Origin of the sequence: Cryobacterium sp. 10S3 (assembly GCF_034344045.1) — a bacterium.
GTDB lineage: Bacteria > Actinomycetota > Actinomycetes > Actinomycetales > Microbacteriaceae > Cryobacterium > Cryobacterium glucosi.
In genome coordinates, this window is sequence record NZ_CP133773.1 from 3,815,930 (window position 1) to 3,836,602 (window position 20,673).

At 65.8% G+C, this 20,673-nt stretch carries 18 protein-coding genes and 2 tRNA genes; 10 read left to right on the forward strand and 10 right to left on the reverse strand.

The features are described from left to right. The first annotated feature begins 15 nt into the window (after positions 1 to 15). From RHM57_RS17650 to RHM57_RS17685, 8 genes are all read left to right on the forward strand, one after another. Positions 16 to 774: an FhaA domain-containing protein gene (locus RHM57_RS17650; protein WP_134560835.1), complete on the forward strand. Its 759-nt coding sequence runs from the start codon at positions 16 to 18 to the stop codon at positions 772 to 774. Next, a complete protein-coding gene (locus RHM57_RS17655) occupies positions 771 to 1,388 on the forward strand; it encodes an FHA domain-containing protein (protein ID WP_134448592.1) in 618 nt (205 codons plus the stop codon). Before RHM57_RS17650 ends, RHM57_RS17655 begins: the two co-directional genes overlap by 4 nt. 4 nt (positions 1,389 to 1,392) lie before the next feature. Further along, a complete protein-coding gene (locus RHM57_RS17660; protein ID WP_134448590.1) occupies positions 1,393 to 2,622 on the forward strand; it encodes a PP2C family protein-serine/threonine phosphatase in 1,230 nt (409 codons plus the stop codon). After that, on the forward strand, positions 2,615 to 4,015 hold the full coding sequence (locus RHM57_RS17665) for an FtsW/RodA/SpoVE family cell cycle protein (RefSeq protein ID WP_322189015.1): 1,401 nt from the start codon (positions 2,615 to 2,617) through the stop codon (positions 4,013 to 4,015). Before RHM57_RS17660 ends, RHM57_RS17665 begins: the two co-directional genes overlap by 8 nt. Then, a complete protein-coding gene (locus tag RHM57_RS17670) occupies positions 4,015 to 5,466 on the forward strand; it encodes a peptidoglycan D,D-transpeptidase FtsI family protein (RefSeq protein ID WP_134560834.1) in 1,452 nt (483 codons plus the stop codon). The genes RHM57_RS17665 and RHM57_RS17670 overlap by 1 nt, the downstream gene beginning before the upstream one ends. Continuing rightward, positions 5,463 to 7,190: a serine/threonine protein kinase gene (locus RHM57_RS17675; protein ID WP_134448584.1), complete on the forward strand. Its 1,728-nt coding sequence runs from the start codon at positions 5,463 to 5,465 to the stop codon at positions 7,188 to 7,190. The genes RHM57_RS17670 and RHM57_RS17675 overlap by 4 nt, the downstream gene beginning before the upstream one ends. A 174-nt stretch (positions 7,191 to 7,364) precedes the next feature. Further along, positions 7,365 to 8,996, forward strand: a complete 1,632-nt coding sequence (pknB, locus tag RHM57_RS17680; RefSeq protein ID WP_416173120.1) for a Stk1 family PASTA domain-containing Ser/Thr kinase — start codon at positions 7,365 to 7,367, stop codon at positions 8,994 to 8,996. Between the two features lie 339 nt (positions 8,997 to 9,335). Then, complete coding sequence (locus tag RHM57_RS17685) at positions 9,336 to 11,009, forward strand: HNH endonuclease signature motif containing protein (protein WP_322189019.1); 1,674 nt, start codon at positions 9,336 to 9,338, stop codon at positions 11,007 to 11,009. A gap of 103 nt (positions 11,010 to 11,112) precedes the next feature. Here RHM57_RS17685 and RHM57_RS17690 read toward each other — a convergent pair whose 3' ends face one another. From RHM57_RS17690 to RHM57_RS17700, 3 genes are read right to left on the reverse strand one after another with little or no spacing between them, the layout of a single operon-like run. Continuing rightward, positions 11,113 to 11,751, reverse strand: coding sequence for an anthranilate synthase component II (locus tag RHM57_RS17690; protein WP_322136868.1), 639 nt, complete (start codon positions 11,749 to 11,751; stop codon positions 11,113 to 11,115). After that, on the reverse strand, positions 11,748 to 11,909 hold the full coding sequence (locus tag RHM57_RS17695) for a hypothetical protein (RefSeq protein WP_166787341.1): 162 nt from the start codon (positions 11,907 to 11,909) through the stop codon (positions 11,748 to 11,750). The genes RHM57_RS17690 and RHM57_RS17695 overlap by 4 nt, the downstream gene beginning before the upstream one ends. Before the next feature lie 9 nt (positions 11,910 to 11,918). Continuing rightward, positions 11,919 to 12,752, reverse strand: coding sequence for a class E sortase (locus tag RHM57_RS17700; RefSeq protein ID WP_241985065.1), 834 nt, complete (start codon positions 12,750 to 12,752; stop codon positions 11,919 to 11,921). Between the two features lie 80 nt (positions 12,753 to 12,832). Here RHM57_RS17700 and RHM57_RS17705 point away from each other — a divergent pair, with 80 nt between their 5' ends. Next, on the forward strand, positions 12,833 to 13,078 hold the full coding sequence (locus RHM57_RS17705; RefSeq protein ID WP_134448576.1) for a cell division protein CrgA: 246 nt from the start codon (positions 12,833 to 12,835) through the stop codon (positions 13,076 to 13,078). 79 nt (positions 13,079 to 13,157) lie between these two features. On the opposite strand, the gene RHM57_RS17710 is transcribed toward RHM57_RS17705, so the two are convergent. After that, positions 13,158 to 13,997: a rhomboid family intramembrane serine protease gene (locus tag RHM57_RS17710; RefSeq protein WP_134448574.1), complete on the reverse strand. Its 840-nt coding sequence runs from the start codon at positions 13,995 to 13,997 to the stop codon at positions 13,158 to 13,160. Positions 13,998 to 14,008: 11 nt separating this feature from the next. After that, entirely contained in the window at positions 14,009 to 14,548 is a 540-nt protein-coding gene (locus RHM57_RS17715; RefSeq protein WP_134448572.1) for a peptidylprolyl isomerase, read from the reverse strand. Between the two features lie 122 nt (positions 14,549 to 14,670). Here RHM57_RS17715 and RHM57_RS17720 point away from each other — a divergent pair, with 122 nt between their 5' ends. Then, on the forward strand, positions 14,671 to 15,198 hold the full coding sequence (locus RHM57_RS17720; RefSeq protein WP_134448570.1) for a hypothetical protein: 528 nt from the start codon (positions 14,671 to 14,673) through the stop codon (positions 15,196 to 15,198). Between the two features lie 105 nt (positions 15,199 to 15,303). Here RHM57_RS17720 and RHM57_RS17725 read toward each other — a convergent pair. From RHM57_RS17725 to gyrB, 5 genes are all read right to left on the reverse strand, one after another. Next, positions 15,304 to 15,376 (reverse strand) — tRNA-Ala (locus RHM57_RS17725). Positions 15,377 to 15,449: 73 nt separating this feature from the next. Further along, positions 15,450 to 15,523, reverse strand: a tRNA-Ile gene (locus RHM57_RS17730). 141 nt (positions 15,524 to 15,664) lie between these two features. Continuing rightward, positions 15,665 to 16,075, reverse strand: a complete 411-nt coding sequence (locus tag RHM57_RS17735; RefSeq protein WP_134448568.1) for a DUF3566 domain-containing protein — start codon at positions 16,073 to 16,075, stop codon at positions 15,665 to 15,667. Then, positions 16,068 to 18,560, reverse strand: coding sequence for a DNA gyrase subunit A (gene gyrA / locus RHM57_RS17740; RefSeq protein ID WP_322189891.1), 2,493 nt, complete (start codon positions 18,558 to 18,560; stop codon positions 16,068 to 16,070). Before gyrA ends, RHM57_RS17735 begins: the two co-directional genes overlap by 8 nt. An 82-nt stretch (positions 18,561 to 18,642) precedes the next feature. Then, a complete protein-coding gene (gene gyrB / locus RHM57_RS17745) occupies positions 18,643 to 20,619 on the reverse strand; it encodes a DNA topoisomerase (ATP-hydrolyzing) subunit B (protein WP_134448566.1) in 1,977 nt (658 codons plus the stop codon). Between the last annotated feature and the right edge of the window lie 54 nt (positions 20,620 to 20,673).

The following is a 20,673-nucleotide window of genomic DNA, read 5'->3' on the forward strand; positions in this document are numbered from 1 at the left end:
CGGATCGGGAGACCTGTGGGCATTCTGGATAACTTTGAAAAGGGCCTTGAGCGCGCCGTAAACGGCGCATTCGCCAAGACCTTCAAGTCGGGACTACAGCCGGTGGAGATCACCTCCGCGCTGCGTCGCGAACTGGACACCAAGGCAGCTGTGGTGTCCCGCGACCGCATCCTCGCGCCCAATCGCTTCACCGTCCGCATGAGCCACACCGACTTCCAGCGCATGACCAACCTCGGACCCGCACTCATCGACGAGCTCACCGACCTGGTCCAGCAGCACGGCAACGAGCAGCGCTACCAGTTCGCCGGCGGCATCTCGATCAGCCTCTCCGACGACCGCGGCCTCAGCGAGGGCATGGTCCAGATCGACTCGTCCACCGTCAAGGGCAGCGTCACCTGGACGCCCGTCGTCGATGTCGGCGGCAAGCGGTACCCGCTCCGCAAGTCGACCACGGTCATCGGTCGCGGCACGGATGCCGACATCACCATCGACGACACCGGCACCTCCCGCCGCCACGTCGAGATCACCTGGGACGGCGCCCGTGCGCAGGTGCGCGACCTCGGCTCCACGAATGGATCCCAGCTCAACGGTGTCGCCGTCAAGCAGGCGATCCTCGAACCGGATTCGGTCATCACCATCGGCCGCACCCGCATCGTCTTCCGGGTGCTCGCCCAGGCCCACGCGGATGCTCCCGCTGCCGACCAGCGCTCCGATCTGCCGGCCGCACCGCACGAGCGCCACGACATGGGCGGATTCTGGGGGCCCTCCGCATGAATGTCAGCGAGCTGACCCTGCTCGTCCTGCGGCTCGGGTTCCTTCTCGTGCTCTGGCTCTTCATCTTCGGCATCGTCTATGCCCTCCGCAGCGACCTTTTCGGCCAGAGGGTCCGCAAGCAGCCCAAGGACGGCGCCCCCGCGGTGGCGTCCGCAGGACTCGCCGCAGCATTCCCGTCGGCCGTACCGGTCGCGGCACCGGTGATGCAGGCCGCTCCCGCCTTCGTCCAGCCGCCGGCGGCATCCGCTGCGGCACCGACGGAACAGTTCTCGGCGCAGGCCGCGAAGGACGACCTCGGCCCCGGCGACAAGGCCACCGCCCAGAACGCGACCAGGCTCGTGATCACCTCCGGCCCGAAGGCCGGCACCGAATTCCCGTTGACCGTGGATTCGGTCACGATCGGTCGCTCCGCCGATTCAAGCCTCGTCATTCGCGACGACTACACGTCGACCCACCATGCCCGGCTGATGCTGTGGAATGACAAGTGGATGATCCAGGATCTCGATTCGACAAACGGCACCTTCCTCGCGGGCGTACGCCTCGCGGTTCCGACACCTGTCCCCTTGAACACCACCGTCAAGATCGGCGCGACCAGCTTCGAGCTTCGGCGGTAGGTCCATGGCGACAGTCAGTCACAGCGCGGCCGCGTCCCACGTTGGAAAGATCCGGTCCAACAACCAGGACTCCGGCTACTCCGGCCAGCACCTGTTCCTCGTCGCAGACGGCATGGGCGGGCACGCGGGAGGCGACGTCGCCTCCGCGATCGCGACCAAGCGCATCATCGAGGCCGACCGGGACTACCAGAGCCCGCAGGACGCCGAATTCGCACTCCAGGCCGCCCTCATCGCGGCGAACTCCCTCCTCGCCGAGACGGTCTACGAGCACACCGAGCTGACCGGAATGGGCACGACCGTCAGCGCCCTGATCGTGCTCAACGACGAGGTCGCGATCGCCCACATCGGCGACTCACGCATCTACCTCCTGCGCCAGGGCGAGCTCTCCCAGATCACGATCGACCACACCTTCGTGCAGCGCCTCGTTGACAGCGGCCGCATCACCGAGCAGGAGGCGATGGTGCACCCGCGCCGCTCGGTCCTGATGCGCGTGCTCGGGGACGTCGAGGCCGCCCCCGAGATCGACACCTCGATCCTCGCGACCTTCGCCGGCGACCGCTGGCTGATCTGCTCTGACGGACTGAGCGGCGTCGTCTCCAACACCAGCATCGCGGCCGCACTCTCGAGCGAGCTCGACCCGCAGGGCGTCGCCGACCGACTCGTCAAGGAGAGCCTCGACGGCGGAGCCCCTGACAACGTCACGATCGTCGTCGTCGACATCGGCGCGCCGGACCAACGCATCGACACCCCCATCGTCGTCGGGTCGGCATCCGCACCGCTGGCCTTCGGCGAGGAACCCGGACGCAGCCGTGCCCTGCGGATGTCGAGCCTGCGCCTGCACCCCGTTCGCGAGACCCACTTCGAACCCGATTCCCAGGACTACCTCACCGAACTCATCGAGGAGGATGCCCGCCGCGCCCGCCGCCGCAAGGCCACCTGGCTCGCCGGCGTCATCCTGCTCATCGTCGCCCTCGTCGGCGGCGGAATCCTCGGCTACCAGTGGACCCAGACGCGGTACTACGTCGGCGTCGAGGGCAGCACGGTCGCGATCTTCCGCGGCGTGCAACAGGACCTCGGGCCCATCTCCCTCCACTCCGTCTACGAGGAGACCCCGCTCCAGGTCACCGACCTGCGCGTCTACGACCGGCAGCAGGTCGAGCAGACCATCAGCGCAGCGTCGCTCGATGAGGCCCGCCTCGTGGTCGAGCGCCTGACGAAGGCGAAGAATGAGTAACGCACGGGCAACGGATGCCCCCACGCGCGCTCCGAAGTCCAAGCCCGGCAGCACGCGGCGACTGCACCTGCCGCAGAAGATGCGGAACGTCGAACTGTTCCTGCTCATCGTCGCGTGCGGGATCAACGCCTCGGCCGTCGTGCTCGTCCAGCTCGGGGCGCTCGGGCACATCGATACGACCCTCGTCGTGCTGGGCGCAGGGTTGTCCGGCCTCGTGCTCTGCCTGCACATCGTCCTGCGCTTCGTGGCGCGGGACGCCGACCCGTTCATCCTGCCGATCGCCACGCTCCTGAACGGCATCGGAATTGCGATGATCTACCGCATCGACATCGCCAATGGAGACGCCGGCTGGGACAGTGCCGCCGTGCGCCAGACCGTGTGGAGCGGCCTGGCGATCGCCTGCGCCATCACGGTGATGCTCGTCATCCGCAACCACCGGGTGCTCTTCCGCTACACCTACGTGTCCGGGTTCGTCGCGGTCGTCCTGCTCCTCCTCCCGCTCGTCCCCGGCCTCGGCCGCGAGGTCAGCGGTGCCAGGGTCTGGATCGGAATCGGCTCCTTCGCAACCTTCCAGCCCGGTGAGATCGCAAAGATCGCCCTCGCGATCTTCTTCGCCGGCTATCTGGTCCGCAACCGGGACAGCCTGTCGATGGTCGGCCGCCGGGTGCTCTGGATGAAGTTCCCGCGGCTGCGCGACCTCGGTCCGATCCTGGTTCTCTGGGCCCTCTCGATGTCGGTCATCATCTTTCAGCGCGATCTCGGAACAGCGCTGCTCTACTTCGGGCTGTTCCTCGTCATGCTCTACATCGCGACCGGCCGGCTCAGCTGGGTCCTGCTCGGCATGACCCTCTTCATCGGCGGCGCGATCATCGCCAGCCAGACCCTCGATTACGTGCACGGCCGGTTCCAGAACTGGCTCGATGCGCTCAACCCCGACGTCTACAACGCAGACGGCGGGAGCTACCAGCTCGTCCAGGGCTTGTTCGGGCTCGCCAAGGGCGGCCTTCTCGGCACCGGCCTCGGCCAGGGACGCCCCGAAATCACCCCGGTTCCGCAGAGCGACTACATCATCGCGAGCCTCGGCGAAGAACTCGGCCTCGCCGGGCTGTTCGCGATCCTGGCCCTGTACCTGCTCTTCGTGGCCCGCGGCATCCGCATCGGCTTCGCCGGGCACGACGACTTCGGCAAGCTCCTCGGTGTCGGGCTCTCCTTCGTCGTCGTCCTCCAGTGCTTCATCGTGATCGGCGGTGTCACCAGGGTCATTCCGCTCACGGGGCTCACGACACCCTTCCTCGCGGCCGGCGGGTCATCGCTCGTCGCCAACTGGATCATCGTCGCGCTCCTGCTGCGCCTGTCCGACACCATCCGCAACCAACCCAGGCTGGTGGTCTGATGAATCGCGAACTCAAGCGCGTCAGCATTGTCGTCATGCTGATGTTCGTCGCCCTGCTGAGCTCGACGACGATCATCCAGGTCTTCCAGGCCGAAAGCCTGTCCGCAGACTCACGCAATACCCGCACGCTCTACGACAGCTACATGGTCGAGCGCGGCGCCATCCTGGTTGCGGGGACCCCGATCGCACAGTCTGTCCCGACCGATGACAACTACAAGTACCTGCGCACGTACAGCAAGGCCGCGCTCTACGCCCCTGTCACGGGGTTCCTGCCCGTCAATGGTGCGGCCACCGGGCTCGAGCACGCGCTCAACGGCGAGCTCAGCGGCACCTCGGACTCCCAGTTCTTCGACCAGATGAACTCCCTCGTCACCGGCCAGGTCTCCAAGGGCGCATCGGTCGAGGTCACGATCGACCCGGTCGCCCAGCAGGCCGCCTGGGATGCCCTCGGGAACCTCACCGGTGCCGTCATCGTCACCGAGCCGAAGACCGGCCGGATCCTGGCCATGGTGTCCAAGCCGAGCTACGACCCGAACCTGCTCGCCGTGCACGACAGCGAGGCCGTCACCGGCACGTACCAGAGCCTCGTGAACGACCCGGGCAACCCCCTCATCAACCGGTCCATCGATGCCCTCAACCCTCCCGGCTCCGTCTTCAAGCTCGTCGTCGCATCCGCTGCCATCGAATCGGGCAAGTTCACCCCCGACAGCGCCTTCCCGAACCTGGCGACCTTCACGCTGCCGGGCAGCTCGTCGATCGTGATCAATTCCGGTGGCGGCACCTGCGGCAGCGGCGACACGGTCACGATCGCCACCGCGCTGCGCCTGTCCTGCAACATCCCCATGGCAGAGCTCGGGCTGCAGCTCGGGTCGACGGCCATCCGGGAGATGGCCGAGAAGTACGGGTTCAACACGAGCTACTCGGTTCCCCTCGACGTCGCGACGAGCGTGTACCCCACGGTCCTCGACGACGCGCAGACCGCACTTTCGGCATTCGGGCAGTACGAAGTGCGCGCAACGCCCCTGCAGATGGCGATGGTGTCGGCGACGATCGCAAACGGCGGAGTCCAGATGGCGCCGAACCTGGTGGAGGAAATCATCGCCCCCAATCTCAGCCCTCTCGAAAGCTTTACGCCGAAGACGGTGAAACAGGTGATCAGCGCCGCAACCGCGGCCACGATGACCCAGATGATGGTCAACGACGTCGCGGATGGCGCGGCGAGCAATGCAAGAATAGACGGGGTCAACGTGGCGGGAAAAACGGGTACGGCCGAGAACGGAACTGACGAGCCATACACACTCTGGTTCACCGGTTTTGCTCCCGCAGAAGATCCAAAATACGCGATCACCGTCCTCGTCGAGGATGGCGGAGGTCTTGGCCAGAAGGGGTACGGCAATTTGCTCGCCGCACCCGTTGCAAAGCAGGTACTAGAGGCGGTGCTGAACAAATGAGACCCACAGCAGGGCTCACCTTCGGGGGACGCTACGAACTGAAGTCCCGGATCGCCATCGGCGGAATGGGCGAGGTCTGGCAGTCCGTCGACCTCGTAATCGGTCGTACCGTCGCCATCAAGATCTTGAAAGACGAGTACCTCGGTGACCCAGGCTTCCTCGAGCGCTTCCGCGCCGAGGCCCGTCACGCCGCTCTCGTCAACCACGAAGGCATCGCCAATGTCTTCGACTACGGCGAAGAAGACGGAAGCGCGTTCCTCGTCATGGAACTCGTACCCGGCGAAGCCCTGTCGACGATCCTCGAGCGCGAGCACGTCCTGCCGACCGACAAGGTCCTCGACATCGTCGCGCAGACGGCATCCGCCCTGCACGCCGCGCACGCCGCGGGACTGGTGCACCGGGACATCAAGCCCGGGAACCTGCTGATCACCCCCGACGGCCGCGTCAAGATCACCGACTTCGGCATCGCCCGCATCGCGGACCAGGTTCCACTGACCGCCACCGGTCAGGTCATGGGCACCGTGCAGTACCTCTCGCCCGAACAGGCCAGCGGTCGCTCAGCGTCGCCGACGACCGACATCTACTCGCTCGGCATCGTTGCATATGAGTGCCTCGCCGGACGCCGCCCGTTCACGGGCGAGTCCCAGGTGGCCATCGCGATGGCGCAGATCAACGAGATCGCCCCCGACCTGCCCGACACCGTCTCCGAGCCGGTCCGCAACCTCGTCATCTCCTGCCTCGCGAAGAACCCGGCGGACCGCCCGGCATCCGCAGCCCACCTCGCCAGGGCCGCGACCGCCCTGCGCCGCGGTGATGTGGCCCTCGCGGCCGCTTCCGTTCCTGCCGTCATGAACGGGGTCACCCCCACCATGGCGACCATGCTCATGCCCGGTGCCGGCGCGAACGCGCAGGCGACCACGCTGCTTCCCTCCGGGCTGCCGCCCGTCACGCGCGCGTCAGCGGCAGCGGCCGAGGAGGCCGCGAAGAAGAAGCGCAGCCCCTGGACCTGGCCTCTCATCGCCCTGATCGCACTGCTGGCCCTTGTTCTCATCGGTGGCATTGTCGCGTTCGTTTCCCAGCAGAACAGCGGAAGCACCCCCGTCACGACGTCGAGCACGTCGAGCACCCCGTCGCCCACTCCCTCGAAGACGCCGAGCGCCACTCCGACGCCCACGCCGACGCCGACCCCGACCCCGACCCCCACCACGGCGGAAGTAACCGAGTCCGATTTCATCGGTAAGACCAGCGGGGAAGCCCGCACCATGCTCCAGTCTCTGGGCTTCGTCGCCGACGTCGTCACGGGCAAGGCCTCGGTCGACCCGGCAACGCAGGTTGCAGACACGGTCTACTCGGTCAACCCCACCGGCCCGGTCAAGAAGGGCGAGAAGATCACGGTCACGGTCTACGCTCCGGCCGTCGTACCCGACGCCCCGAGCGCCGCTCCGACGACGACCACGACCACCGTCGCCAGCGGCAAGACGGTGACCTACACCTGGGTCGCGCAATCGTGCCCCAGTGGCCAGACCCTGGCCGGGTACAAGCTCGAGGTGACGGGCGGCACCGTGCAATCCGCGAACCCGACGGGCGCTGATGTCACCACGGCGACCGTCGTCGCCGGCCCGGTCGGATCGATGACCGTCAAGTACCTGTACTACTGCGGACAGGTCGCCTCAGCCTGGTCGCCGTCCTCCACCGCGGTGCCGATCACCGCTGCGACACCGTAAGACTGACGCAGGGACGTCAGCTAAAATAGCCAAGATCCGCGCAACCAGGGTTGCCTCAGCCGGGGCGATGCCTGGAGCCGAATGGTCGACAAGAGTGGGAGTGAGTCTGTGAGTGATGAAGGCCGCCTGCTCGCAGGTCGCTATCGAGTGGGGGCACTCATTGGTCGCGGCGGCATGTCCGACGTGCATATCGGCACCGACGCGCGGCTCGGCCGCACGGTTGCGATCAAACTCCTGAAGTCGTCCCTCGCGGCCGATCCCGCCTTCCGCACCCGCTTCCGCCAGGAGGCCCAGGCCGCGGCGCGGATGGCGCACCCCACGATCGTGCGTGTCTTCGACGCCGGCGAGGAGACCGTCGGAGAACCCGGCGGCCTCGAATCGCAGATTCCGTTCATCGTGATGGAATTCGTCGACGGACGCCTGCTCAAGGACATCATCCGCGAAGGCCCTGTCCAGGCCACCGAGGCCGTGCGCATCATCGACGGCGTCCTGACGGCGCTCGAATACTCGCACCGCGCGGGTGTCGTTCATCGCGACATCAAGCCCGGCAACATCATGATCACCAAGACCGGCCAGGTGAAGGTGATGGACTTCGGCATCGCGAGGGCCATCTCGGATTCCTCGACGACGGTCGCCCAGACCACGGCGATCCTCGGCACGGCATCCTATTTCTCCCCGGAGCAGGCCAAGGGAGAATCCGTCGACGCACGCACGGACCTGTACTCCACCGGCGTCGTTCTCTTCGAGATGCTCACCGGCCGCGCGCCCTTCCGCGGCGATACACCCGTCGCCGTCGCCTACCAGCACGTCAGCGAGACACCGGTCGCCCCGAGCTCGATCAACCCCAAGGTTTCCCCGGCACTCGACGTCGTCGTGATGCGCGCCCTTGAAAAGGACCGTTTCGCCCGGTACCAGAGCGCCGTCGAGTTCCGAACGGATGTCGAGATCGCCGGCTCCGGCGTGATCCCGCTGCACCGCCCCGTCGATGAAGCCACCGCGAGCCTTTTCGGCGCACCGCCCACGGCGACCTCCGGATCGGAGCTCGCGCTCAAGCAACTCGCCGAGGACGCCACGATGGTGCGCACTCAGCGACGGCCCCCGGTCATCTGGATCTGGGCCGGCATCCTCAGCGTGATCGTGATCGTGCTTTCCGTGATGATCTGGGCCTTCAGCCTCACCCCCAGCAGCGACCTCCCGGATAACTCCCGGAAGGTGCCCTCGTTGGTCGGCCAGAGCTACGAGACCGCCCAGAACACCCTCATCGAGTCCGACCTCGCTGCCACGATGGCCCAGGAGGCCAGCGCAACGGTCCCCAAGGACAAGGTCACCCGCACAGACCCGCCCGCTGGAACGATCGCCCAGCCGACCGATGTGATCAAGGTCTACGTATCAACGGGTCCGCAGCCCGTGACGGTGCCCGATGTCACGAACCTGCCGATCGCCGACGCCCAGGCCGCGATCAGCGCTCTCGGGCTCCTGCCAGGGTCGATCACCAAGGAGAACTCTGCGACGATCGCGCCCAACCTTGTGCTGCGCACCGACCCGGCGCTGCAGGGGAGCGCCCAGACCGGCGACACCGTCGATATCTTCATCTCCAGCGGCCTCGTCACCCTGCCGAACCTCGTCGGCCAGTCCCTTCAGGCGGCTAGCGAGCTCCTGCTGGCCCCGTCCGTACAGGTTGTGCCGATCCCGACGCCAGACGCCACGTGCGCCATGAAACCGGGATCTCCGGTCACCAAGCAATCCCAGGCGCCCGGAGACGTGGAGCAGAAGTCCCAGGTGGCGCTCACCTACTGCGCAGGCTAACGCCGCGTTTTCTGCCCCACCCTCCCTCCCGCTCGGGATGCAAAGAGCTCACGAGCGCATGTGCCCGACAGGCCAGCGCGCTGGCCACCGTGCCGCCTGCCGTGCCCGAGCGCGGAGGATCCCAGAGCAGGGTGAGTGTGTCGAATTCAGGAGATTCTTGGTGTCGGGTGGGATCGGCCGCACTAGTCCGCGAACCGGAGTTGCCCGCCCGTGCGGATCTCCTGAATTCGGTACCACGAGCACGCACCCGTCGTCTTCAGGTATGAAACTCGAAATAAGAAGCACAAAATTATGTGAGTAAGTCTCGCATTCGTGTTCTATTCGGGGTAGAATCGGGGTATGGCAGGAGCTTCAGATCCCCAGTCACACACCCCGCAGGCCCACGATTCAGTGGCCGCGGGAGATCAGCCCATCACGGTGGGCCGCGTATCCACCGAGTCGGCCCATCCGGTTGCGGTTGCCGAGGGTTTCGAGGGCGCGGAGGGTCTGGTCGGCTCGGTGTCGTCGGTTCATGCGGATGCTGTCGCCCGGCTCGTGGAGGCGCAGGCGGTTCTCGCCGATGCCCTGGCGGCGATCCCGGTCGGGCTGCTCAGCGATACAGAAGCTGTCTCGGCGCTGAGTACCGTGGAGGCGATCGGGCGGACGGTGGATGCGGCCCGGGTGAGCACGGCGACGGATGTGGACCGGAGGGCCCGGGTCCTCGGCCGCGAAGGTCTGGCCTGGCGGATGGGCTGCACGGGCCCGTGGGATGTCCTCACCCGGGTGACGCGGGTTTCGGCCCGGGAAGTGAAGCGGCGCACGAAGCTCGGCGACGCGGTGTTACCGCGGCCGTGCGGCGGAAGCAGCTGGTTACCGCCCTTGTTCCCGACCGTTGGGGCCGCCCTGGCAGCGGGGGAGATCGGGGTGGAGACGGCGGAGTTGATCGTGGCCGGGTTGCAGGTGATCAGTCACCGGGTGGCGCCGGATGACCTGTTGACGGCGGAGCGGGCCCTGGTCGCCTCTGCGGCGGGGCTGATCACCCCGGAGACGGAGAACCTGGCCGGGGCGGGTGTCGCGGTGACGACGGACTTGATCCGGGGCATGGTCGCTCAGTGGCAGGCGGCCCTGGACCCCGACGGGGTCCTCCCAACCGAGGACCTGTTCGAAGCGAAGTCCAACATCGGCTTCGGACAACTCAAGAACGGGCTCTACCCCGTCAAGGGCGGAGTCACGCCGGAACTCTACGGGGTGATGAACACCCTCTTCGACGCCTTCCTCAGCTTCCACGCCCGCCCGGCGTTCCCCACCGCCGAGGAACAGGCCCTCATGGACTCGGGGCAGATGATCCCCGGCGCCGAGACCGCGGGCACGGACGCGGGCACGGGCCCGGAGCTGGACGTGATCGAGGCAGAGCTGCGGGAGCGCCGCGCGGATACCCGCACCGGCGGGGAGAAACGCGCCGACATCCTCCGGGCCCTGTTCGAACACGCCGCCCGCGACGAGGACACGCCCAGCATGGGCGGGTCGGCGCCGACGGTGATGGTGCACGTGAATGCAGCGGACCTCGCCTCGGGGGTCGGGGTGGGGTGGATCGACGGGGTCGAGGCCCCCGTGTCTTTGAAGACGGTGCATCAGCGCATCTGTGATGGCGGCTTCCAAGGGGTCCTCTTCGGGGCGAACAACGAAGTGCTCAAGCTCGGGCCGGAACGACGGTACTTCAACCGGGCCCAGCGCCGGGCGATCACCGCCCGGGACGGCGGCTGCATCATCCCCGGGTGCAAGGCCCCGGCGCACTGGGCCGAAGTGCACCACGTGAAGCCCTGGGCGAAGGACGGGCCCACGACCGTCGACAACGGGGTCCTACTGTGCTGGTTCCACCACCACAGCATCGATACCTCCGGGTGGGAGATCCGAATGGTGAAGGGCTCACCGCAGGTGCGGGCCCCCGGGTTGATCGATCCGCAACGGCTCTGGCGGCCGCCGAACAGGCACCGCGCCCACCAGGTCCTCACCGGACCACCCAACCGCGACTGACCAGGCGCGACCGCCCGGCATTGAACCGTTGAAGCCTTGAACCGAACACCACAACGGAGCGACCGCGGCCCCTCATGTCGGAGCACAGCCGCTCGGACTACCCCTAGGAGAGCTTGAGGATGGGGTGGAGTCCCCGCGCGGTCTCCTGGGCCCCTGGCAGGCCGGTGAGGGCCAGCCAGTTGGCAAGCATGAGGTAGCCGCCCTCGGTCAGGACCGATTCCGGGTGGAACTGCACGCCGAGAATCGGAGCGGATGCGTGCCGCAGCCCCATGATCACCCCGCCAGCCGTCCGCGAGGTCACGACAAGGTCGCTCGGAACGGTGGAATCGACGACGGCGAGCGAGTGGTACCGGGTCGCCGTGAAGGGCTGCGGAACGCCCGCGTAGAAAGCGCTGTCGTCGTGCGTGACCTGGCTCGTCTTGCCGTGCATGAGCTCCTCGGCGTTCGTCACCGTGGCCCCGAAGGCCTCCGCGATCGCCTGGTGCCCCAGGCACACGCCGAAGAGCGGCGAGCCGGCCTCGAACGCGGCCAGCACGACTGCGATGGAAACGCCCGCGTCCGCAGGCTTCCCCGGCCCCGGCGAGAGCAGCACACCGTCGAATTCGGCGATGCGCGCTGCGGCGTCCTCTGGTGGAAAGGCGTCGTTTCGCACGACCTCGGTCTCAGCTCCGAGCTCCATCAGGTAGCCGTTGAGCGTGTAGACGAAGCTGTCGTAGTTGTCGATCACGAGTATGCGGGTCATGGGGTGCCGACCGTCGATTCCTGGCTATTGACGATGGTGTCCACCCACGGGAAAACCCACGTGGCGAGGACGAAGAGGACAAGAGCGATGAGCACCAGCACCTGGAGGATGCGGAGCCAGAGCGGGCCGGGGAGGACCCGCCACAGTGCTGCGTACATATGAGCCTCCTAGCCCGCGGCCTGGGCTGCGATGATGGCGGCGAGTTCCGCGGGCGGGCCGGCCGAGATCGGCTGCCAGGAATCGAAGACGCCGTAGGCGATGATGCGTTCCGCCGTCGAATAGAGCGGATTGCAACTCGTGAGGGTGATGATGCGATCGGTCGCGGTGGCCCCCGGCGCATGCGGGACTGCGGCGAGCACGCCCACGTCGGTCGGTTGCACGTATTCCAGGTCACGGAACCGGTACGTGTAGTAGCCGTCGGCCGTCTGCACGAAAATGGGATCGCCGAGCTGAAACTCGTTGATCAGGTGCATGCCGCCGCCATTGGCGCTGCGGTGAGCGGCCACGACGAAGTTCCCGACCTCGCCGGGCATCTGAGTGCCGGGGTAATGCCCGATGCCGAGGCGTGGACTGTTGAGCACGTTGTGGCCGACGCCCTCAGCGATGGTGCGCGAGTACGCGGCGCCATAGCGGGGCACATACAGCACGGCGAACGGCTGCGCCTCCCCCGGGGCGACGCTGACGACGGGAGTCCCGAAGCCCGGCGTCTGGACGGGAACGGCCGTCGGCGTGTTCGTGGCGGTCGGCGCTGGCGTCGCGCTGGCCGCCTGTGCGTCGCCGATCCACTGCTGGCTGATCTGGTTGGCCGCACTCGCCTGTTCCCCCGCAACGACGAGGTCGTTCCACCACAGTTGCCAGGCGATGAAGAGGAAAACGAGAACGCCACCCGTGATGAGCACTTCACCGATGACACCGATCACACTCACCGGCCTGCGGCGCCGGGAAGCGCGCCGCTCGCGGCGACTCTCCGCTGGCGCAGCGGGCGGGGTGGCGTCGGACATGGTTCCGATTCTAATCGGCAGTGGTGGCCGGCAGGCCCTGGAGAGGTCGCCTGATGGGCAATGGCGCTAGAATCGCAGGCATGGCACGAACGAATCCCCGCACCAAGCCCGCCCGCACCGAGGTCGTTCGCTCTGGCGAGGACGCCCCGAACGCCGTCTGGTTCAAACCAGTCATGTTCGGCTTCATGCTCATCGGACTGGCATGGATCATCGTCTTCTACGTGAGCCAGGGCACCCTGCCGATCGCCGGCCTCGGCTCCTGGAACATCCTCGTTGGATTCGGGATCGCCTTCGTCGGCTTCCTGATGACGACCCGCTGGCGTTAACCTCTCGGTTACCCCCCTTTTGGGGGTCAATTACACCGGTGTAATTATCCCCAGTTGTGGACAGACCTGTGGATAACTTTCAGCCCAGGAACTTGACGAAACTCAGGGCGACGAGCACGATCGCGAAGGCCGCGACAAGCCAGTTCTGCAGCGACTGGTGCTTGCTGCGCCGAGTCTGCACGTAGATCAGGCCGAGGATCGCACCGCCGATCAGGCCGCCGACATGCGCCTGCCAGGCAACATTGAGGTTCGGCAGGAAGCCGATCACGAGGTTGATTCCGACCAGGATCAGCAATTGTGTCGAGTTGCCTCCGAGGCGCCTCTGAATTACCAGGAACGCGCCCATCAGGCCGAAGATCGCACCGGATGCCCCGACGACCGGTGTGAGCGGACCAGCGAGGAACAACACCCCGAGCGAACCGGCGAGGCCGCTCAGCAGGTACAGGGCGAGGAATCGACCGCGGCCGAGCATCCCCTCGAGGATCTGGCCGAATATCCACAGTGTGTACATGTTGAGAAGCACGTGGAAGATGAAGCCGGTCGAGTGGACGAAGACACTGGTGAGCATCCGCCATGGCTCGAAACTGCCGGGGTACGAGTAGATGCCCGCATAGAGCAATGCGCTCGTCACGTCGAATCCCGGGACGAGCTGCAGCAGGAACACGGCGAAGGTGACCCCGATGATGCCGTACGTGACGACGGGCCCACGGCTCGAGGAGATGCGGGTCAGCAGGGCCGGGCGGGTGCGCGGGGCGTTCTGCCGCTGCTCCTTCATGCACTCGGGGCAGATCACGCCGACGGCGGCCTGTGTCTGGCACTCCGGGCAGATGGTGCGGCCGCAGCGCTGACAGAGGATGAAGCTTTGCCTGCCCGGATGCCGATAGCAGAAATTGGCTGCGGATCCGGGCAGGTCAGTCATTCGAAGTGGGCCTAGACCTGCTCGACGGTGACGGACTCGATGACGACCTCGGTGAGGGGACGGTCACGGCCATCGGTCGGCACGGTGGCAAGCTTCGCGACGATGGCACGGGAGGCCTCGTCCTCGACTGCGCCGAAGATGGTGTGCTTGCCCTGCAGCCACGTGGTCGGGACGACAGTGATGAAGAACTGCGACCCGTTGGTGCCGCGGCCGCCCTGGATGCCGGCGTTGGCCATCGCGAAGACGTACGGCTGGGTGAAGTCGAGGTCGGGGCTGATCTCGTCGTCGAACTGGAAGCCGGGGCCACCGGTGCCCTGGCCGAGCGGGTCGCCGGCCTGGATCATGAAGTCCTTGATGATGCGGTGGAAGACGGTCCCGTCATAGAGGGGAGTCTTCGAGACCTTGCCAGTGCCGGGGTGCTTCCATTCGATCTCGCCGGTGGCGAGGCCCACGAAGTTCTTCACCGTCTTCGGCGCGTGGTTGCCGAAGAGGTTGACCTTGATCGGTCCGAGCGATGTATTGAGCGTTGCGACGGCGGTGTGCTTTGACATGGGGTCAATTCTTGCACAGGCGCGAAGACGGATCCTGACCGTCCACGCCATCCGAAGCCCTCTTGCGGTATTGCGTGGCAAGATGGATGGTGTTCGCCACATGACATCGATGGAGGGTCCAGATGAGCCTGTCACGCAAGCGCCGCAAGGAACTTACGAAGCTGCGCAAGAGCGCAGACGAGTTGTGGAACCACCAGCAGGAGGTTCTCGATCGGGCAAACGTGCTCGCACGTGATGCCGCACACCAGGCGGGGGTGCTCACCCGCGAGGAAGTCGTTCCCCGTGTCCGCGACAGCTACGACCAGTTGGTACGCCCGAAGATCCAGGCAACGCAGGATCTCGCAGAGGATGTGCGCAGCCAGGTCGTCACGAAGGTGCTTCCCGGCATCGGCACTGCTATCGGCACCGTCATGAGCGTCGGAGACGTCGCCAGGGATGCCCGCGTTCGTGCGGCCCTGAGCCGCCTGCACTTCCAGCAGCCCGTTGTGATCGAGAAGAAGGGCCCGGGGGCCGGCGCATACATCGCGCTCGGTGTCGCCCTGGCCGCCGCCGCAGGAGTCGCATACGCCGTCTGGCAGACGTTCCGCGCCGATGACGAGCTCTGGGTCGCCGACGACGAGCCCAAGAACGCATCGTCCGTCGAGTCGTAACAGACAGACAGAGACACAAAGAAGGCCCGCATCCACTGGATGCGGGCCTTCTGTCATTCTCGTGCAGGATTCATTCTCGTGCAGGATTCATTCTCGTGCAGATTGTGGAGCCACGGGGAATCGAACCCCGGACCTCCTGCTTGCAAAGCAGGCGCTCTACCAATTGAGCTATGGCCCCGTACATTCACGGGGGTGATGGCCGGAACGGCCGGTACTTCTTATAACTGCGACTGCATAAAACTGTAACTGCGTGGGGATACCGGGATTTGAACCTGGGACCTCTTCATTATCAGTGAAGCGCTCTAACCAACTGAGCTATATCCCCCTTATTGGGCAGATTTGAGACTACCGGAAACCTCCGGTTTCTCCCAATCGAGCAGCCGATTCGTTTCGGATGCTGCCCGATTGGGAGGCGGTGACGCGGGTGGAGCGGGTGACGCGGGTGGAGCGGGTGGAGAAGGTCGAGCTAGTTGTTCGTGAAGCCGACGAGCAGTCCGCCGGTGATCTTCACGCTCAGGTTGTACAGCACGGCGTAGACGGCACCCAGGGCCGTGATGACGACCGTGTTCAGCACCGCCACGACGACAGCGAAGCCCATGACATTACCGATGGACAGGATGCTGGCCAGATCGGAGGAAGACCCCGCGATATCGGCGTACAGCGCGTCGATCTTGCCGAAGATCCCGGTGCCGTTGAGCACCGTGAAGATCAGGAAGGTCGCGACGATGGTCACGATGCCGAGGCACAGGGCGATCAGGAACGACAGCTTCACCGCCGACCAGAAGTCGATGTACACCAGCTTGAGCCGCACCTGCTTGGTTGTCACAGTGGGCCTCCGGCCGGACTTCTTGGCAAGTTTCTCAGCAACACTACTCATCTAACGGTTCTTCCTCTCCCGAATCGCTCTCCGGCTCGTCCGCAGTTTCCTCGACGATCAGGTTACGTTCGGAGTTCTTCGCAATGGCGATGATCCGGTCTTCTTCCGCAAACTTAGCGAAGACGACGCCCATCGTGTCCCGTCCCTTGGCAGGGACTTCTGCGACGTCAGAGCGTACCACCTTGCCACTGGCAAGGACCACGAGTACTTCGTCCTCGTCATCCACGATAAGGGACCCGACGAGGTCCCCGCGATCATCGTTGAGTTTCGCGACCTTGATACCGAGTCCGCCACGGTTCTGCAGGCGGTACTGATCGGCCGCGGTGCGCTTGGCGTATCCGCCCTCCGTCACGACGAACACGTAGCCGTCGTCGGAGACAACGGATGCGTCGAGCAGCCGGTCATCCCCGCGGAAGTGCATCCCGATCACGCCGGAAGTGCTGCGGCCCATCGGCCGGAGGGCTTCGTCGCTCGCGGTGAACCGGATCGACATTCCCTTCCTGGACACGAGCAGCAGGTCCGAGTCTTCCTCCACGAGCAGCGCGGAGACGAGTTCGTCGCCCTCGCGCAGCTTGATCGCGATGATTCCGCCGGTACGGTTCGTGTCGTACTCGCTCAGGGCCGTCTTCTTGATCAGGCCGTCGCGAGTGGCGAGCGTGAGGTACTGGGCCGCCCCGTAGTCGCGGATGTCGAGGATCTGCGCGATCTCCTCGCCCGGCTGCAGTGCGAGCAGGTTGGCAACGTGCTGGCCCTTGGCGTCGCGACCGGATTCCTGGGCCTCGTACGCCTTGGCGCGATAGACCCGGCCGGTGTTCGTGAAGAACAGCAGCCAGTGGTGGGTGGTCGTGACGAAGAAGTGCTCCACGACGTCGTCCGCGCGCAGCTGGGCACCCTTGACGCCCTTGCCGCCGCGGTGCTGGTTGCGGTAGTTGTCGCTGCGGGTGCGCTTGATGTAGCCGCCGCGCGTGACGGTGACCACCATCTCCTCTTCGGGGATGAGGTCCTCGACCGACATGTCGCCGTCGAAGCCGAACATGATCTCGGTCCGCCGGTCGTCGCCGAATTTCGTGGTGATCTCGGTGAGTTCGTCGCTGATGATCGTGCGCTGGCGCTCCGGGCTCGCGAGGATCGACTGGAACTCGACGATCTGCAGCTCGAGTTCGGCGGCCTGGTCGATGATCTTCTGACGCTCCAGGGCCGCGAGGCGTCGCAGCTGCATGGTCAGGATGGCGTCGGCCTGGAGCTTGTCCACGTCCAGGAGGTCCATCAGGCCGGTGCGGGCGTCGTCGACGGTCAGAGACCGGCGGATGAGCGCGATCACCTCGTCGAGGGCGTCGAGGGCCTTGAGGTACCCGCGCAGGATGTGCGCATCCGCTTCGGCCTTGTTGAGCCGGAACTGGGTGCGCCGCACGATGACGTCGACCTGGTGGTCGACCCAGGCGGAGACGAAACCGTCGAGGGGAAGCGTGCGCGGCACCCCGTCGACGATCGCGAGCATGTTCGCGCCGAAGTTCTCCTGCAGCGGGGTGTGCTTGTAGAGGTTGTTCAGGACGACCTTCGCGACCGCGTCGCGTTTGAGCACGATCACGAGGCGCTGGCCGGTGCGGCCGGAGGTCTCATCGCGGATGTCGGCGATGCCACCGATCTTGCCGTCCTTGACGAGGTCGGCGATCTTGATCGCGAGGTTGTCCGGGTTGACCTGGTACGGCAGCTCGGTGATCACGAGGCAGGTGCGACCCTGGAGCTCTTCGATGCTGACGACGGCCCGCATCGTGATGGACCCGCGACCGGTGCGATAGGCATCCTGGATGCCCTTGATCCCGAGGATCTGGGCGCCGGTGGGGAAGTCTGGTCCCTTGATCCGCTGGATGAGGGCTTCCAGAAGCTCCTCGCGGGTCGCGTCCGGGTTCTGCAGGTACCAGAGGGCGCCGGCGGATACCTCGCGCAGGTTGTGCGGCGGGATGTTGGTGGCCATGCCGACGGCGATGCCGACCGAACCGTTGACGAGAAGGTTCGGGAAGCGCGAGGGGAGCACGGTGGGTTCGAGCGTGCGGCCGTCGTAGTTGTCCTGGAAGTCGACGGTGTCCTCGTCGATGTCGCGCACCATTTCGAGGGCGAGCGGGGCCATCTTCGTCTCGGTGTACCGCGGGGCGGCAGCGCCGTCGTTTCCGGGGGAGCCGAAGTTTCCCTGCCCCAGGGCGAGCGGGTACCGCAGGCTCCAGGGCTGCACCAGCCGGACGAGGGCGTCGTAGATGGAGGAGTCACCGTGGGGGTGGAACTGACCCATCACGTCGCCGACGACGCGCGCGCACTTGCTGAACGCCTTGTCCGGGCGGTAGCCGCCGTCGAACATGGCGTAGATCACGCGGCGGTGCACGGGCTTCATGCCGTCACGCACGTCGGGAAGCGCACGCCCGACGATGACGCTCATGGCGTAGTCGAGGTAGGAGCGCTGCATCTCGAGCTGCAGGTCGACCTGGTCGATCTTGCCGTGCTGCTCGAGATGAGCCGCCTTCGCGGCGGCCTCCGCTGCGGTCTCTTCGTTGGTCGTGTTGTTGGTGGTGTCGTCAGATGTCAAGGAAACGCACGTCCTTCGCGTTCTTCTGGATGAAGTTGCGGCGGGACTCGACGTCCTCGCCCATCAGTGTGGAGAAAATCTCGTCGGCAGCCGCTGCGTCGTCGAGCGTGACCTGGAGCAGCGTGCGGGTCTCAGGCGCCATCGTGGTTTCCCACAGCTCCTTGTAGTCCATCTCGCCGAGGCCCTTGTAGCGCTGGATGCCGTTGTCCTTGGGGATCCGCTTGCCCGCAGCAGCGCCGTCGGCGAGCAGCGCGTCGCGCTCCTTGTCGGAGTAGACGTATTCGTGCGGGGCATTCGTCCATTTGAGCCGGTACAGCGGCGGCTGCGCGAGGTACACGTAGCCGAGGTCGATGAGCGGCCTCATGTACCGGAACAACAGGGTCAGCAGGAGGGTCGTGATGTGCTGGCCGTCGACATCCGCATCGGCCATCAGGACGATCTTGTGATAGCGCACCTTGTCCGGGTTGAATTCCTCGCCCATGCCGGCGCCGAACGCCGTGATCATGGCCTGGACTTCTGCGTTGCCGAGGGCACGGTCGAGCCGGGCCTTCTCCACGTTCAGGATCTTCCCGCGAAGGGGCAGGATCGCCTGGTATTCCGGGTTCCGGCCCTGGACGGCGGAGCCGCCGGCCGAGTCACCCTCGACAATGAAGATCTCGGAGAGCGACGGGTCCTTGCTCTGGCAGTCCTTGAGCTTGCCCGGCATGCCGCCGCCCTCGAGGAGGCCCTTGCGTCGGGCGGTTTCGCGCGCCTTGCGGGCCGCCATCCGGGCGTTCGAGGCCTGGAGGGCCTTGCGGATGATCTCCTTGGCCGAGATCGGGTTGCGGTTGAACCAGTCGGAGAGCTGGTCGTTGGCGACCTTCTGCACGAAGGACTTCGCCTCTGTGTTGCCGAGCTTCGTCTTGGTCTGGCCCTCGAACTGCGGTTCGGCGAGTTTGATCGACACGACGGCGGTCAGGCCTTCACGCACATCGTCGCCGGTGAGGTTGTCGTCCTTTTCCTTGAGGATGCCCTTTTCCCTCGCGTACTTGTTGACGAGGGTCGTGAGCGCTGCGCGGAAACCCTCTTCGTGGGTGCCGCCCTCATGGGTATTGATCGTGTTCGCGTAGGTGTGGACGCTCTCCGTATACGCGGTGGTCCACTGCATGGCCACTTCGAGCGCCATCTTGCGTTCGTGGTCTTCGAACTCGAAGGAGATGATCTCTTCGTTGACGAGTTCGGCCTTCTTGGCACGGTTGAGATACTCGACATAGTCGACGAGTCCCTTCTCGTACATGAAGGTCTTGTGTATCGGTGCGCCCTCTGCGTCGAGGTGCTCCGGTCGTTCGTCGGTGAGCGTGATGGTGAGCCCCTTATTAAGGAACGCCATCTGCTGGAAACGGGCCCGCAGGGTTTCGAAGTCGAAGTCCGTGGTCTCGAAGGTCTCGGCGCTCGGCCAGAACGTGATCGTCGTTCCGGTCTCGTCCGAGGCTTCGTCCTGGCTCAGCGGGGCGAAGGGGACACCGTCGTGGAAACTCTGCCGCCACACGTGGCCCTGGCGACGAACCGCGACGTCGAGCCGGGAGGACAGCGCGTTGACCACGGAGCTGCCGACGCCGTGGAGGCCGCCGGAGACTGAATAACCGCCGCCGCCGAACTTTCCACCGGCGTGGAGCACGGTCAGGACGACCTCGACCGTCGAACGGCCCTCCGCCTTGTGAATGTCGACGGGGATTCCTCGCCCGTTGTCGGCGACGCGCACGGCTCCGTCGGCGAGGATCTCGATGCCGATCGTGTCGCAGTGTCCCGCGAGGGCCTCGTCCACCGAATTGTCCACAATCTCGTAGACCAGGTGGTGCAGACCTCGGGGGCCGGTCGACCCGATATACATACCGGGGCGCTTCCGAACGGCTTCAAGTCCTTCGAGGACCTGGATATCGTCGGCGCCGTATCCATGCTCCGGCTCGATCAATGGTTCGACTGACATCTGTTATGGAGCTCCTGACCGTCGCGCGGGCGACCCTTGAGTCTACCAAACAGG